Here is a 16,177-nt window from a genome sequence, read left to right as displayed (position 1 = left end):
ATGCTAAGAATTAACTATTTTAATAAAACTGATGTTAATATGACTTTTTGAAAAAAGTTTGGTAATAAAATTTTAAAATCTGCTTATAATTATTTTAATTTTGATTATGATATAGAATTAAGTATTACTTTTGTTGATGATTTAAAAGCTCAACAAATTAATAAAACATATCGTAATCATTCTTATATTGCTGATGTCACTTCTTTTCCTGTTGAAATGTCAATTCAAGAAATCAAAGCAATTGGTTTTAGAGAATTAGGTGATATGTTTATTAATTTAAGTGAAGCTAAAAGAAAAGCAGTTAAATATAATCATGATATAAATGCTGAAATGGGTTTTTTATTTGTACATGGTTTTTTACACTTATTAGGTTATGATCATGAAGATGAAAATGATGAAAAAATAATGTTTGAATTACAAGATCAAATATTAAGACTAAATAATTTAGAATATATAATTAAATTTAATGAAGATGATTATTTAGAAAGCAATTAAAAGATGAATAAATTTAAATCAGGATTTGTAAGTATTATTGGTAGACCAAATGTTGGAAAATCAACACTTTTAAATAAACTAATTGGTGAAAAAATTTCAATAGTTACTAATAAACCACAAACTACAAGAAATAATATTAGAGGAATTTTAACTAAAAAAGATCAATATCAAATTGTTTTTATTGATACTCCTGGTGTTCATACTACAAAAAAACAACTAGATAAGTTTTTAAATACTAGTGCTTTAAAATCTACAAAAGATGTTGATGTAATTTTATTTTTAGCTCCAAGTGATGAAGCTATTGGAAAAAATGACTTATTTTTATTAAAACAAATTCAAAACTTAGATGTTTTTAAAATTTTAGTTATTACAAAAGCTGATAGTGTTTCAAAAGAACAACTAATTTTAAAAGCAAGTGAATGATCTAATTATCAAAATCAATTTGATGAAATTATTATTACAAGTTCATTAACTAATTTAAATATTGATAAGTTATTAGAATTAATAGTTAATAATTTATCTGATAATGATTATCAATTTTATGATGATGATATTTTAACTGATCAATCTGATCGTTTTATGATAAAAGAAATCATTAGAGAAAATATTTTATTAAAAACTGGTCAAGAAGTTCCTCATAGTGTTGCTGTTTTAGTTGAGCAATTAGAACAAACAAAAGATCAAATTAATATAAGTGCTGCTATTATTGTTGAAAGACAATCTCAAAAAGCAATAATCATAGGAAAAAATGGAGTAAAAATTTCAGATATTAGATATAAATCAAAAAAACAAATTCAAGATTTATTTAAAAAACAAGTTAATTTAGAATTATTTGTTAAAGTTCAAGAAAATTGAAGAAACTCACCTAGTTTAATTAAAAAAATGGGTTATAACAAGGACCAATATTAATGGAAAAAACCTTAAAAGGAATTGTTTTAAATAGTTTTGATTTTCAAGATTATGACAAAATTATTACGATTTATTCTAATTTGTATGGAAAAATAAGTTTAGTTTGTTTAGGTGTTAATAGAATAAAAAGTAAAAATAGATATGGTATTAATTACTTATCATATTCAAATTTTGAAATCTTTAAATCAAAAAATAAATATAATTTATCTAAGTTAAAAAGATCTGAACTAATTAATAGTTTTAATCATATAGCAACTGATTTTAATTTATATGTTTATGCTAATATAATAACTTCTTTAATACTTAGTTTAGATGATCAAATAAAAAATTATAATCTATATAAAACATTAAAATTAAGTATTTCTATAATTAATAACAAACCTGAATTTGGACTTAAAGTTTGTGTTTTGTTTATGTTTTATTTTTTAAAAATAATTGGAAATCAAATAGATTTATCAAAATGTGGATTTTGTAATTCTAAAATAAATCTAATTACTAGTATTAGTTTTACTAATTATTGTTCAAGTTGTAAGTTTTGTTATTTTGATGATTGTTTATTAATTGATAATCAGTTGATAAACTTTATAAACTCTATATTTAATAACGATTTTATAACTAATTTAAATCAAGAAATTAGTTCTAATAATTTAAACATTTTGACAAGTTTTATTTTGAATTTTTATAAAGATCAAGTAGGAATTTTTACAACTAGTATGTACTTATTATCTACTCTAATTTGATTTAAATAGTTTTAACATAACATTTATAAAAATGTTATAATTATTTAGTTACTTACTTTTAGGAGAAAAATATGTCTAAATCAATAGAACAAATGGTTAATCACTTGAAAAGTCAGGGGTTTGTTTTTCAAGGATCAGAAATTTATGGAGGTTTAGCAAATAGTTGAGACTATGGTCCATTAGGTTGTGAAGTTAAAAATAAATTAAAAAAAGTTTGATGAGATTTTTTTGTTAAAAAAAATCCATTAAATGTAGGACTAGATAGTTCAATTATTTTAAATTCTAAAGTTTGAAAGGCTTCAGGTCATGTTGATGGTTTTAATGATCCATTAATTGATTGTAAGAATTGTAAAAGTAGATGAAGAGCTGATAAGTTAATTGAAGAATTTGATTCTTCAATTAATACTGGTGTAATGACTAATGAACAATTAGAAGATTACATAAACAAAAATAATATCGTATGTAAAAAATGCCAAAAAAAAGACTTTACTCAAATTAGAAAATTTGCTTTAATGTTTAAAACTAATCAGGGTGTTTTAGAAGATGATTCTTCAACTGTTTATTTAAGACCTGAAACTGCTCAAGGTATTTTTATTAATTTTAAAAATGTTCAAAGAAGTATGAGAAAAAAACTTCCATTTGGAATTGGTCAAATTGGAAAATCTTTTAGAAATGAAATTACACCTGGTAACTTTATTTTTAGAACTAGAGAATTTGAACAAATGGAATTAGAATTCTTTTTTGATCCAACTGATACAACTGATTGATTTAAATATTGATTAGATCAAATACAAATATTTTTAACTCAAAAAATTAATCTTGACAAATCTAATTACAAAATTAGAGAAAATCAAAAAGATGAATTAGCACATTATGCTTTAAAAACAAGTGATATTGAATTTAATTTTCCTTTTGGTTGAGGAGAATTATGAGGAATTAGTCATCGTTCTGATTTTGATTTAAAAGTACATCAAGATTTAAGTAAACAAGATTTAACCATTTTAAAAGAAGAAAATAATCAAAAAGTTCTAGCTAATGTTATTGAACCAAGTGTTGGAGTAGAAAGATTAATGCTAGCTATTTTTTGACAAGCTTATACTGAAGAACAATTAGAAGAAAATAATTCAAGAATAGTTTTAAAATTACCTTACAATTTAGCTCCATACCAAATAGCAGTTACTCCATTATCAAAACAATTAAATCAAAATGCTAATCAACTATTTTTAGACTTATTACAAGATTTTGATGCTGTTTATGATGAAACAGGAAACATTGGAAAACGTTATAGAAGACAAGATGCAATTGGTACTCCATTTGTTATAACTTATGATTTTCAAACTTTAGAAGATCAAAAAGTAACTATTAGATATAGAGATACAATGAAACAAGAAAGAATTTTAATTTCTCAATTAAAAGACTTTTTAAACTCGCAATTTAATTAATCAATTTTAATTTAAAGATTAATGAGGTGTTTGCATGGTATATATCTCAAATGAAAAAATTAATGAAGTTATTTCAAAAGCAAGTATTGTTGATATTATTTCTTCATATTTGCACTTAATTAAAAAAGGAAGAAATTATTTAGCTGTTTGTCCTTTTCATAATGATTCAAATCCTTCTTTAACAGTTTCACCTGAAAAAAAGATTTATACATGTTTTAGTTGTAAAGCTTCTGGAAATGTTATTAATTTTGTTAAAGAATATGAACATGTTGATTTTTTAACAGCCTTAAAAACAGTTTGTGAAAAATCTAATATAGATTTAGAAGAATTAAAAGATTTTAGTCAACCCATAAAAGATAAAGAATCAGAAATGATTTTTGAATTAAATTCACAAGCTAATGACATATTTAAAACTACACTTTTTTCTAATCTAGGACAAGAAGCTTTAAAATATTTAAAATCAAGAAATATTGATATTGAAGAAATTAAAAAGTTTGAAATTGGTTTTTCTAGTGATAAAACTAATTTAGTTCAAAAACTATTAGATAAAAGTTATAGTAGTTTAGATATAGAAAAAGCAAATTTAGGAATTATTACAGATACTTATACAAAAGATTATTTTTCAAATAGAATTATTTTTCCTATTAAAGATGAAAATAACCGAGTAATTGGTTTTAGTGGTAGAAGTTTTACAAAAGATAATGATCCAAAATATTTAAATACTAAAGAAAATAAGGTATTTAAAAAATCACATTTAGCTTATAATATATCTAGTGCTTTAAAAATAAGTAGAACTCTAAAAAAAATTATAGTTTTAGAGGGCTTTATGGATGTTATTAGTTTAAGTAGAATTGATATTAATAATACAATTGCTTTAATGGGAACTAGTTTGTCTAATTATCATATTAATTTGTTTAAAAAAAATAATTTAGATGTGTTGTTATTTTTAGATGGAGATGATCCAGGAATACAAGCAAACATTAAAATTACTCACCAATTATTAAAAGAAAAAATTAATGTTTTAGTAATTGATAATCAAACTAAATACGATCCTGATGAACTAGTTAATAATCAACCAGAATACTTAAAACAAATTATTGACAAACCTATTCACCCAATTAATTATTTAATTGAAAAATTATGAAATAAAGTTGATGCTAATGATCCTAATCAAATTGAACACTTTATTAAAAAAGTTTTAAATTTTATAGTTGATCTTAATAATGATATTTTAATTGAAAACACAATAAATAAACTTACTAGTCTAACTAACATTTCAGAACAAACTATTAAAAATAATTTAATTGAATTAAAAAAACAATTAAGAATAAATAATTCAAATAATAATCAAACAGTCAAAGTTTTTAAAACTACTAATCAAAATAACCAAATTAATCAAAATAATAAACAAACTAATATAAAAAAATCTACTGATTTTATAAAAAAAGAATACATTAATGCCGAGCAAAGAATTTTTGTTTCGCTTTTAATAAGTGATCAATTTATAGATAAAATTCAAGCAAACGTTGAAAAAATGATTCATGCTGATATTAAACATGCAACAATTAATCTAATTAATCTATATAAGAAAAAAATTTATCAAGGAAATGATATTAATAAAGCATTTGACTTACTTAAAGAGTATAATCTTACAGGCTTTAATGAAAAACAAGAACAAATCATTAATAATTCTTTAATGACAAAAATAAAAATTAGAGAATCTGAAATTGATGATGCTTTTAATAAATTAGATCTTTATCATAAAAATGCAGAAATCTTGAATTTAAAAAAGATGCTTGTTGAAAGTAAAAACAAAACAGAAAGAGTTCAAATTTGAAATGGAATTGATACTCTGAAAAATAAAAAGAAAAAGAGGTAATTATGGCTAAATTTAATAACAAAACTGAGTTAAAAAAGATTGCTTCATTTAATGATTTTTTAGACTATACAGTTTCATTTGCAAAGAAAAATAATAATGAAATTTCATCTGAAGATGTATTAGAAGTTTTTGCTAATATTTTTCCAAATGCATCAGATAATGAGTCAGAAAAATTACTAGATGTTTTACAACAAAAAGGAGTAGTTTTTTCAGATTTATTTGATGATGAAATTCAAGAAGAAGATGAAATTGAAGAACAAGAAGAAGAAATCGAAGATGTTAATTTAGAAGAACTAGAAGAATTAGAAAATCTAGAAGATTTAGATGATCTAGATTTTGAATTAGATAGTACTTCAAATGATTTAGATGATTTTGATGATGAAAATAGTGATGATTTAGATGAATTTAAACTTGCAAAAAATGCTGCTTTAAAAGGAAGAAAATCTGCAAAATCTTCAAGTCATATGAAATACCGTGTTGGTGGTATTAGTAATGAAACTAAAATACAAGACATTATTAAGACTTATTTTTATAAAATTGGACAAGCTCCTATTTTAACAAAAGATCAAGAAATAATGTATGCAAAAATGGCTGTTAGTGATGATCCTGAAGATGTAAGAGAAGGAAGAAATAAACTAATTGAATCAAACTTAAAATTAGTTATTTCAGTAGCTAGAAAACATTTAAACCGTGGATTAGATTTTGCTGATTTAATTGAAGAAGGAAATATTGGTTTAATGAAAGCAGTTGATAAATTTGAATATGAAAAAGGATTTAAATTTTCAACTTATGCTACTTGATGAATTCGTCAAGCAATCACAAGAGCAATAGCTGATCAAGCAAGAACTATAAGAATTCCAGTTCATATGGTTGAAACAATTAATAAATTAGCAAGAGTTGAACGTCAATTAACTCAAGAATTAGGAAGAGAACCTAATGCTGATGAAGTTGCTAATAGAGTTGGTGAAGGAATTACTGGAGATAAAGTTATTGAAATTAAAAAACTTTCAATTGAACCAGTAAGTTTAGAAAAACCTTTTGGTGATGAAGATGATACTCATTTTGGAGATTTTGTTGAAGATAAAGACATGGTATCTCCAAATGAATATACTGAAAAAGAAATTCTAAAAGAAGTTATGGATAAAGTATTTGAAGATATGCCACCAAGAGAAGAAAAAGTAATTAGAATGAGATATGGAATTGTTCCAACTAGACTAAGAACTTTATTAAGACTTGCTCAAGAATGCAATGATGCAAATGCTAGAGAACTAAAACAAGCAATTGAACAATTAGATATTCATTTAGATACTCCAATTGAAAAAGTTAGAAAATTTAATAACGAAATTATTAATAATAACTTAGCAAAATATGATTCAGCTAGAACTTTAGAAGAAGTTGGTAAAGAATTAAATGTTACTAGAGAAAGAATCAGACAAATTGAAGCTAAAACTATTAGAAAATTAAAACAACCATCACCAAATAATAAATCTGGAAAAACATTAAAAGAATTTTATAAAGGATATTAATGTTATCTTTTAGATTAACTCAAGTTGCAAACTTAATTAATAACACAACAACAATAGCTGATATTGGAACTGATCACGCTTATTTACCAATTTATTTAATTAAAAACAATAAAGCTAAATTAGTTTATGCTTGTGATATTAATCAAAAACCTTTAAAAATAGCTAATAATAATGTAAAAAAATTTGGCCTAGAAAACCAAATTTTTACCATTTTATCAGATGGTTTAGAATTTGTTAAAAACAAAGAAATTTTAGATATTGATTATGTAACTATTTGTGGGTTAGGTAGTCAAACTATTTTAGAAATTTTAAAAAATGATCATAAAAAAATTAAAAACTATCTAATTTGTTCAAATACTTCAATTAAAAATTTAAGATTGTGAGCAATTAAAAATAATTATTTAATTAAAAAAGAAATGTTTATTTTTGAAGATAATCGTTATTATTGGTTAATTGAAATTAATAAAAATAAAAAATCTAATAAGTTAAATGAACTAGAATTAGAGTTTGGAGAAAAACAGTTTTTTTATAAAAATAGTTTATATATTGATTATTTAGAAGATGAAATTAATAATTTAACTAGAATTTTAAATCAAATTGATAAAAATAATCCTAGATATTTACAAATTAATAATCAAATCAATAAAATTAGAGAGTACATCAATGTTATTAGATAATATTACAACTTATTTAAATAAATTATTTAATCCTAAAAAAGCAAGTATTTGAGATCATGTAGGATATCAGTTTGAATATAAAAAACTAGAAAATATTAATATATCTAATGTTTTAATTTGTCTAGATTTAACTAATGAATGTTTAGATTTTGCAATTAATAATAAAATTGAATTAATTATTACAAGACATCCTTTTATTTTTAATGAACTAAAAATAGAAAAGAAAAACCCAGTTAAAAAACAAATGATTAAAAAACTAAATAAACATAAAATTTTAGTTTTTTCAATTCATACTAATTATGATTCTAGTATTAATCAAAATTTAGTAGATATTTTAAAAACAAAACTAAACATAACTTTGTTTAAAAAATTTGGAAAAGATAAAGAATCAAATATCTTTTATTTAGATAAAAAAATAACAATTAATGATTTAGTGAATAATTTAAAAGAAATTTTTAATTTAGATCATATTAGATTAAATAAACAAATTAATTTAAAAACAAATATTAAAAGTTTTTATTTAACTAGTGGATCTGGAGCTAGTAGTATGGTTGAAAATTTCTTAACTGATTGTGTATTTGTTACTGGTGAAGTTAAATGAGATCAATGAATTTATGCAAATTCTAATAACGTTAATTTAATTGAAATTGGTCATTATGCTGAAAATCATTTTATAAATGATCTTAAAAATAAACTAGAAACTCAATTTAAAGATTTAAAAATAATTAGTTATGATATTAAAAATCAATTCATAGAAAAATAGGTGATAAAAATGAAATTTACTGATTTTGGATTTAAAAAGTATATTAATGATACTTTAGAACAAATTGAATTTATAGCTCCAACTTCAATTCAAAAAAAAGTAATTCCTTTATTAAAAAAACACCAAAACGTAATTGCTTTAGCACATACTGGAACTGGTAAAACTCATAGTTTTTTATTACCTATTTTAAATAATTTAGATCTAAATAATGATCAAAATTATGTTCAAGCTGTAATTATTAGTCCAACTAGAGAATTAGCTTTACAAATTTATCAAAATACTAAATTATTTTTAAAAAATAATGATTTAATTAGTTGTAATTTATTTATTGGTGGAGAAGATATTAGTAAGAATATTGAACAATTAGATAAAAAACAACCACATATTGTTATTGGAACTCCAACTAGATTAAAAGAATTATATGATTTAAATAAATTAAGACTAACAACTACTAATTATTTAATTATTGATGAATGTGATATGATTTTTGAATTAGGATTTATTGAAGATGTAGATTATTTAATTTCAAAAATTAATCAAAAGACAACAATTGGAATATTTAGTGCAACTATTTCTCAACAATTAACTATTTTTTGTAAAAAATATATTAAAAATGCTCATTTTATAGATGATAGTAATAATAAAATTTCAACAACTAATGTTAAACATGTTTTAATTGATACTAAAAATAAAGAACTAGAACAAAGTTTAAGTCAAATTATTAATTCTATTAATCCTTTTTTATGTATTATTTTTGTTAATCAAAAAGATGAAATTAGTAATATTGTTGAGATTTTACATAAAAATAATATTAAACAAGTTGCTGAATTACACGGTAATTTACAACCAAGATTAAGATTATCAATGCTAAAAAAAATTCAAAATCATGAATTTAAATATTTAGTAGCTACAGATGTTGCTAGTCGAGGTGTTGATATTAAAGGTGTAAGTCATGTAATTTCAATTAATTTACCAAATGATTTAACTTATTATATTCATAGATCTGGAAGAACTGGTAGAAATAATTCAACTGGTTATAGTTATGTAATTTATAATTTAAAAAATAAAACTCAAATTGAAGAACTAATTAAAAAAGGGATTGAATTTGAAACTAAAAAACTTGTAGATAATCAATTAGTTGATATTAAACCAAGTTTTAAAAAAGTTAAACCTTTTAAAGAATTAGATAATGAATCAAAACAAATAATAAGTAAATATAAAAACAAAAAAGTTAAACCTGGTTATAAGAAAAAAAGAAAACAAGAACTAGATAAAATCAAGCAAAAAATTAGAAGAAAACATATTAAAGAAAATATTGAAAAAATTAAAAAAGCAAAATATCAAAAAAGACGATCAGAACTATTTGATAACTAATTTATATAATAAATTTATGTAATAATATATTCTATAAGGAATAAAACATGCAAATACCAATAATTAAACCTAAAAAAGCACCACCTTTAACTATTAAAGAAATTAATGAGATAAAACAACATCCAACTTATGAAAAAAGTTATATAAAAATTTTTAATAAACATAAAAAGAAAGTTGAACATCGAACTTATTTTAAAAGTAGTTTTTGATGAGATATTTTTATTGTAGCTATGGCTGCTTTAGCAAATACAATTACAACTGATTATTTTATTTTAGCAACTGGAGATACTGGATTATTTCCTGGTGGAACAGCTACAATTGCTAGATTTTTAAGTATTGTTTTAAATAAAGAAGTTATTGGTTTATCTTCATCTTCATCATTTTTTATCTTTTTATTTGTTGTTAATTTACCGTTTTTTATTTTTGGGTTTATAAAAGTTGGTACGAAATTTACTTTAACATCGTTATTATATATTTTATTAAGTATTGGATGAAACCAAATCATTACAAGACTTCCAGTAATTAATCCAAGTGAATGATCATTAATTATTAACTATAAAATAATTTCTTCACTTCCAAGTGAATGATCATCTAAATTATGATTATTTGTGTTTTCAATTTTTGGTGGATTTTTTTTAGGTTTAACTTATTCATTAACTTATAGAGTGGGTTCATCAACTGCTGGAACTGATTTTATTAGTGCTTATGTATCAAAAAAATACAGTAAACAAATTGGTTCAATTAATATGAAAATTAATTTTATTTTATTAGTAGTTTTTGTAATTTTAAATACTGTAATTATGCCAATTAATAAAATTGATGCAACTGAAAAACTAAGTGTTTTAAGTACACTATCAAATGAACAATTTACTGAAATTTATAATAAAGCAATTAATTCAAAACAATTTATTACTGAATTAAATTCACATCATCATTTTTATTTACCAACTAATTGAAATGTTACAGATAATACAATTTGAACAAGAGATCAAATTGCTCAAATTATAGCTTCAAATTCAAAATTTACTGATTATGGTAATTTAATAACTATTATTAAATTAAAATTTGTTTTTGGTCCAAGTTTATTTGCATCATTTATTTGTTTTATTATTCAAGGTGTTGTAATTGATAGAGTTTATCCAAAAAATAGATTATTTACAGTTTTAATTTCAACAACAAAACCAAAAGAATTAAAAAATTACTTATTTGATGCAGGATATAGAAACAATATTCATTTTTTAGAAAATCAAACTGTTAAAAAAGAAAATGGATATATAGCTCAAAGTGTAATTATGATTCATATTGGATTAATGGATTGAAAACCTTTACAAGCTGGAGCTAATAATATTGATCCTGATATGATGATTTCATTTATTAGAACAAAACAAGTTAAAGGACCTTGAAGTTATTCTTTAGATACTCAAAAAAGAGAATTATCATTATATAAAAAAGTAATAACTGATAGAAGAATGATGGCTAAAATTGAAAAAGAAGCAATTATGCTAACTAAACAAAAAATCACTAATGATAAAAAATTAAAAACTAAAAACTAAAATATTTTAGTTTTAGGTATAAAATCTTAAAGTGTTATAATTATTTTATCGAGTTTATTTTTTACAATATAAGTTATAAATTAATAATTTTTTAATATTTTAAAAAAGGAGAAGTAGATAATGAAAAATAGATTAGCTAGCTTTAAAAAAGTTCTACGTTTTATTATTATGCTAATCCTTATTTTAGTTTTATTAACTGGAATTGGTTTTTCTAGTTATAAAATAGCTAATAATGTTTCATATGGAGCTAAATTTGTTGGTGGTTATCAAGCTTTAGTTGGTGTTTATGATAAAACCAAAAACCAAGAAGAAGACATTCCTAATGGGGATGCTTTTAAAGGTGCTGAATCATTAGAAAAAAAACTATCTCCATTTTCAGATAATACTATTGAAACTCAACAAGCCGGACTTTCTAGAGTATTTATTAAAGCTTCAAAAAAAGCTTATTCAAACAATCAAGATGATTTTAAAAATGCCATTGAAAGAACTGGTGGTTTATTTATTTTAGATAAAAACTACCAAGATATTTTCTTTAATGAAACTTTAATGAAACTTTTAGGTTTTGAAAAAGTTTATGATACTTCAAATAATGATAAAAGAGTTGCTAAAAAACTTACTTTAGAAGAATTTTTAGGAGAAGCTAAAGCTGAATCATTACAACCTGCTAACTTTTCAAATAAAAACTCACCATTTGTTAGTTTTAGTTTAAAAAATGAATATTTAAAAAATTTAATTGATCCTAAAAAAAATAAAGAGAATAATACTTTAACTATGATCACTTCTGTTGGTCATGTTATTGAAAATTTAAGAACTTATTATAAAAAAGCAAACTCATCAAATAACCAAGTTGTTGAACAATATCTAAATACTTACTTTAATCATATAATTAAACCTATTCAAGATTATATTAGTAGTCATTCAAGTGAACAAGTAGCTATCAAAACATTAAAAGATCTTTTTGCTGTTGAATATAATGCTCCGTCTCAAGATGGAAGTTTTACTATTGAAAGAAATAGTTTAGTAGATAGTGATATTACTAAATGATGAAATAGTAATACAAAAGGAAAAATTGATAATGTTAATGATCTAAAATATATTTTATTTGGAACTAATAATTTAAGTTCAAAAAACGATAAGCATGTTTTTAGATTTACAAACTCAGCAAATAAATATATTTATGATTCTAATGCTAGTGAAAAAGACTTCATTAAAGATGAAAAAGGTAATGTTGGAAAATACTTTAATAAGTTAAAAATAAGCACTGATTCAACTAGTCAAGATACAGAATTAGATTATATTGATAAAGTTTCAAACTCATTAATAAAAATATTAATGACTGAAATTCTATTTAAAAAAGACACTACTGATAGTAATCATGTTGTTAATAAAAATTTAGATCAAAATCTATTTAGAAATAATGTTTTATTACATAATAATCAAATATCACCTGACAATATTAGAATAGTTACAACAAATCCATCTATTGTTACTGATAGAAAAACTCATGCTACTAAACTTTATATTCCTGTATGAAGTAATACAATGGCAAAACAAGTAGAATCAGATATTTTACAAACTTCATTAGGATATACTTTTAAAGTTTTATCTATTAAAGAATTTAATGCTGATATTACTAATATAATGTTAGTTATTACTTTAGGATTTTTAGTAATTCTAGCAATAGCAGTTCTAGTGTTTATGTTATTTGCATATAGATTATTAGGATTATTTGCAATTATATTAGCTGCAATTTCTGCTTGCTTGACAATGTTAGTACCAATTATCTTTAATATGGCAATTGGTCCTGAAATCTTTATGATAATGTTTGTTGGTATTGGTTTAATATTAGATGCAAGTATTATTTATTTTGAAAATCTAAAAACTCATATTTATAAAGAAAAACTTTCACCAGAATCATCATTTAAGATAAGTAATAAAGATACTTTAACTATTTTATTAGATACATCATTTATTATTTTAATTCCTAATGTTTTACTGTTTATCTTTGGATCTGGAGCTTTAAAAAATCTAGCTACAATTAGTGTTATTAATATTTTAATTGTTATTTTATTTGTAATTTTAGGTTTACGTTTATTAACTTGAATAGTTTTAAAAGCTAAGTTATTTACAAAATATGCTTGATTATTACCTTTAAATACTATTAAAAATTCTGAATCAACTTGAACTAATGATTTGATGTTAAGTTATTATTCATCAAGAATTGAAAACTTAAACACTAAAACTAAGTTAACAGCAAAAGATCTAATTAAATTAAAGAAATTTAAAGATAAATATGATTTCTATTTAAATAAACAAGAACAAATTATTAGTGCTAAAAAAGCAAAACAACTTAAAAAAGATCAAAAGAATTTAGAACTAGTAAACAAACGTTTAATAAAACTTGAAAATAAATATGAATCATATTTAAATAAACAAGAAAAAATTATTAATAATAAAAAAGCTAAGTTATCTAAAAAGAATAAATCTAAAGAACTATTAGATAAACTTTTATTAAAACTTGAAACTAAAAAACAACAAAAAGCTAATAAAAAATCATTTGTTAAATCATCAATTAAAAACAGTTTAATAAAACAAGAATTCTTATTAGCAAGAATTGATTCAAATACTTCTAGTGAAATTTTAGAAACTTTAGAAAATAAAAATAAACAAAGAAGAATCTTTAAAATTAATAAAATCTTTACAATTATTTTTATAATTTGTAGTTTACTAGGAGCTATTATTGGAGTTACAATTGGTCCAAATTATAACTCAAGTTTTGGAAAAAGTTATTCTGTAATTGCTTATGGTCAAAAAGTTAATGATATTTATGAAAATTTAGATGAAGCAATTAGAAACTATAAACAATATGATAAATCTACAAAAAGAGGTAGAGATATTGTTAATATGGGTGAGTATCTTGAAAAAGTTAAATCTAGTCAAGATGCTTATATGAAATCTAAATTAAATAAAGATTATTCTAATTTAACTAAACCTAGTGATAAAAACCAATGAGCGAGTTATGTTGTTGGTCAAGTTTTTAAAGAAATTGTTAATAAAAACTATGTAAGTTTATGAAAAAATCCAGTTTCTTATAGTAAGTACTTTAGAGCTAGTGTTGATGTTGATTATGGTTATGACTTTGTTGATACTAATAATCAAAACCTTGATCATAAACAATTAGCTTATGTTGGATTTAGAATCATTAATGCTCAAGATAATAGAATTATTAATATTTTTGATAAATTCTTTGTTTTAACTAACTTACAAAATCCTGATTTAGCTATAAGATATGATCATGATGATAATACTTCAGCTAGTGGTATTATTAACTTAGTAAATACACCTTATACTGCTTATGGTGAAATTAAAAATATAGCAATTATATTTGGAATTACTTTATTAGCTTTATTAGTTTATATTTTAATTAGATTTAAATGAACTTATTTTGTTGCTTTAGCTTTAACACTAATTCTAACAATAGTTCTAGTAAGTTCATTAGTGATTATATTTAGAGTACCAGTTGGAATTGAAATTTTAAGTGCAATTTTAGCAGTACTAAGCTTTACTATTATTACTTGTGTTTTATTCTTAGGAAAAGGTAAATCTATTATTAAATCTAAAGATAATAAAACATTTATGGAAATGTTTGAAAAAGAAATACTTGCCTATTCAAATAAAAAAGCTACAAAACATCAAGTACATGAAAAAATCTATAATCTAAAAGTTGAATATAAAAATAAAAAGAAAAATATAATTAAACAAGAATTAGAACAAAATAATATTAAATCTTGATTATCTAAAATAGTTTTCAAATTAAAACAAAATCTAAAATTACGTTTTAATAAAAAACACAATCAGTTATATAAAGATTTCAAATTAGAAATTAAAGATAATAAAAAAATCTTAAAACATCATAAAAAACATACTAAAATTGAAATTGATTTAATTGCAAATAATAACACGTTTTTAAAAGAAACATTTATTAATGTGTTTAAATTTGGGATGACTAGAAGCTTTTTAGTAACAATAATTTATATAGCATACGCATTAATTCTTGCATTTGGATTGTATAGTATTGCTGGTATGGGATTAACTATTATTATTGGTATTTTAATAGCAAGTTTAGTTTCACTAATTATTGCAATACCAATTTGAATTTGATTAGAAAAAAAACGTATGATACATGTTTTAGGATATAGATACTATGTTCAAAACTTTAAAATGAATCAAGAAGAACAAATCATTAATGGAATTAATGACTAGAAAGGCAGAATATGAATTTAAAAGAATTTGTAGTTGATGTTAAAGATTTTCCTCAAAAAGGAATTGTTTTTAAAGACATTACACCATTATTAAATAATAAAGACGCATTTAAATATACAATTGATCAGATAGCTGAATTTGTAAAACAATTAGATGCTGATGTAATTGTTGCTCCTGAAGCTAGAGGATTTTTATTAGCATCAGCTGTTGCTTATGCTGCTAATAAGAGATTTGTTTTAGTAAGAAAACCAAATAAACTACCAAGAGAAGTTTATGATGTTGAATATAGTTTAGAATATGGAACAAATCACCAACAAATTCATGTTGGAGATTTAAAACCAAACGATAAAGTAGTTGTTATTGATGATGTATTAGCTACTGGTGGAACTATGCAAGCAATTATTGATTTAGTTAAGCTAAGTAAAGCTAATGTTGTTGGAATGTCATTTTTAATTGATTTAACATTCTTACATGATGAAAATTTATTTAATCAATACCAAGTACAAAAACTAATAAAATATTAAAAATAACCAACAATAAAATATTAAAATAAAGA

The 16,177-nt window shown here is 22.1% G+C and carries 12 protein-coding genes; all 12 read left to right on the top strand.

Going from position 1 to position 16,177, the window contains the following annotated elements:
- Positions 1 to 495, top strand: a complete 495-nt coding sequence (ybeY, locus tag D500_RS02500; protein ID WP_008363929.1) for an rRNA maturation RNase YbeY — start codon at positions 1 to 3, stop codon at positions 493 to 495.
- Positions 496 to 498: 3 nt separating this feature from the next.
- Positions 499 to 1,404, top strand: coding sequence for a GTPase Era (gene era / locus D500_RS02495; RefSeq protein ID WP_008363932.1), 906 nt, complete (start codon positions 499 to 501; stop codon positions 1,402 to 1,404).
- On the top strand, positions 1,404 to 2,153 hold the full coding sequence (gene recO, locus D500_RS02490) for a DNA repair protein RecO (protein WP_008363934.1): 750 nt from the start codon (positions 1,404 to 1,406) through the stop codon (positions 2,151 to 2,153). Before era ends, recO begins: the two co-directional genes overlap by 1 nt.
- 62 nt (positions 2,154 to 2,215) lie before the next feature.
- Complete coding sequence (locus D500_RS02485) at positions 2,216 to 3,586, top strand: glycine--tRNA ligase (protein WP_008363937.1); 1,371 nt, start codon at positions 2,216 to 2,218, stop codon at positions 3,584 to 3,586.
- Positions 3,587 to 3,620: 34 nt separating this feature from the next.
- Positions 3,621 to 5,465, top strand: coding sequence for a DNA primase (gene dnaG / locus D500_RS02480; RefSeq protein ID WP_008363938.1), 1,845 nt, complete (start codon positions 3,621 to 3,623; stop codon positions 5,463 to 5,465).
- Positions 5,466 to 5,467: 2 nt separating this feature from the next.
- Positions 5,468 to 6,991, top strand: a complete 1,524-nt coding sequence (locus tag D500_RS02475; protein ID WP_008363939.1) for a sigma-70 family RNA polymerase sigma factor — start codon at positions 5,468 to 5,470, stop codon at positions 6,989 to 6,991.
- Positions 6,991 to 7,668, top strand: a complete 678-nt coding sequence (locus D500_RS02470; protein ID WP_008363940.1) for a tRNA (adenine(22)-N(1))-methyltransferase — start codon at positions 6,991 to 6,993, stop codon at positions 7,666 to 7,668. Before D500_RS02475 ends, D500_RS02470 begins: the two co-directional genes overlap by 1 nt.
- The gene (locus tag D500_RS02465) at positions 7,655 to 8,431 is read left to right on the top strand and encodes a Nif3-like dinuclear metal center hexameric protein (RefSeq protein ID WP_008363941.1); all 777 of its coding nucleotides are present in this window, start codon (positions 7,655 to 7,657) and stop codon (positions 8,429 to 8,431) included. Before D500_RS02470 ends, D500_RS02465 begins: the two co-directional genes overlap by 14 nt.
- A gap of 9 nt (positions 8,432 to 8,440) precedes the next feature.
- Positions 8,441 to 9,805, top strand: a complete 1,365-nt coding sequence (locus D500_RS02460; RefSeq protein ID WP_008363942.1) for a DEAD/DEAH box helicase — start codon at positions 8,441 to 8,443, stop codon at positions 9,803 to 9,805.
- Between the two features lie 47 nt (positions 9,806 to 9,852).
- Positions 9,853 to 11,358, top strand: coding sequence for a YitT family ABC transporter (locus D500_RS02455; RefSeq protein WP_008363943.1), 1,506 nt, complete (start codon positions 9,853 to 9,855; stop codon positions 11,356 to 11,358).
- A gap of 120 nt (positions 11,359 to 11,478) precedes the next feature.
- Positions 11,479 to 15,621: a protein translocase SecDF, variant type gene (locus D500_RS02450; RefSeq protein ID WP_008363944.1), complete on the top strand. Its 4,143-nt coding sequence runs from the start codon at positions 11,479 to 11,481 to the stop codon at positions 15,619 to 15,621.
- A gap of 11 nt (positions 15,622 to 15,632) precedes the next feature.
- Positions 15,633 to 16,145, top strand: a complete 513-nt coding sequence (locus D500_RS02445) for an adenine phosphoribosyltransferase (RefSeq protein ID WP_008363945.1) — start codon at positions 15,633 to 15,635, stop codon at positions 16,143 to 16,145.
- Positions 16,146 to 16,177: the final 32 nt, after the last annotated feature.

Source organism: Mycoplasma feriruminatoris (genome assembly GCF_000327395.2).
Lineage (GTDB): Bacteria > Bacillota_I > Bacilli_A > Mycoplasmatales > Mycoplasmataceae > Mycoplasma > Mycoplasma feriruminatoris.
This window is presented reverse-complemented; position numbering and strand designations above follow the sequence as displayed.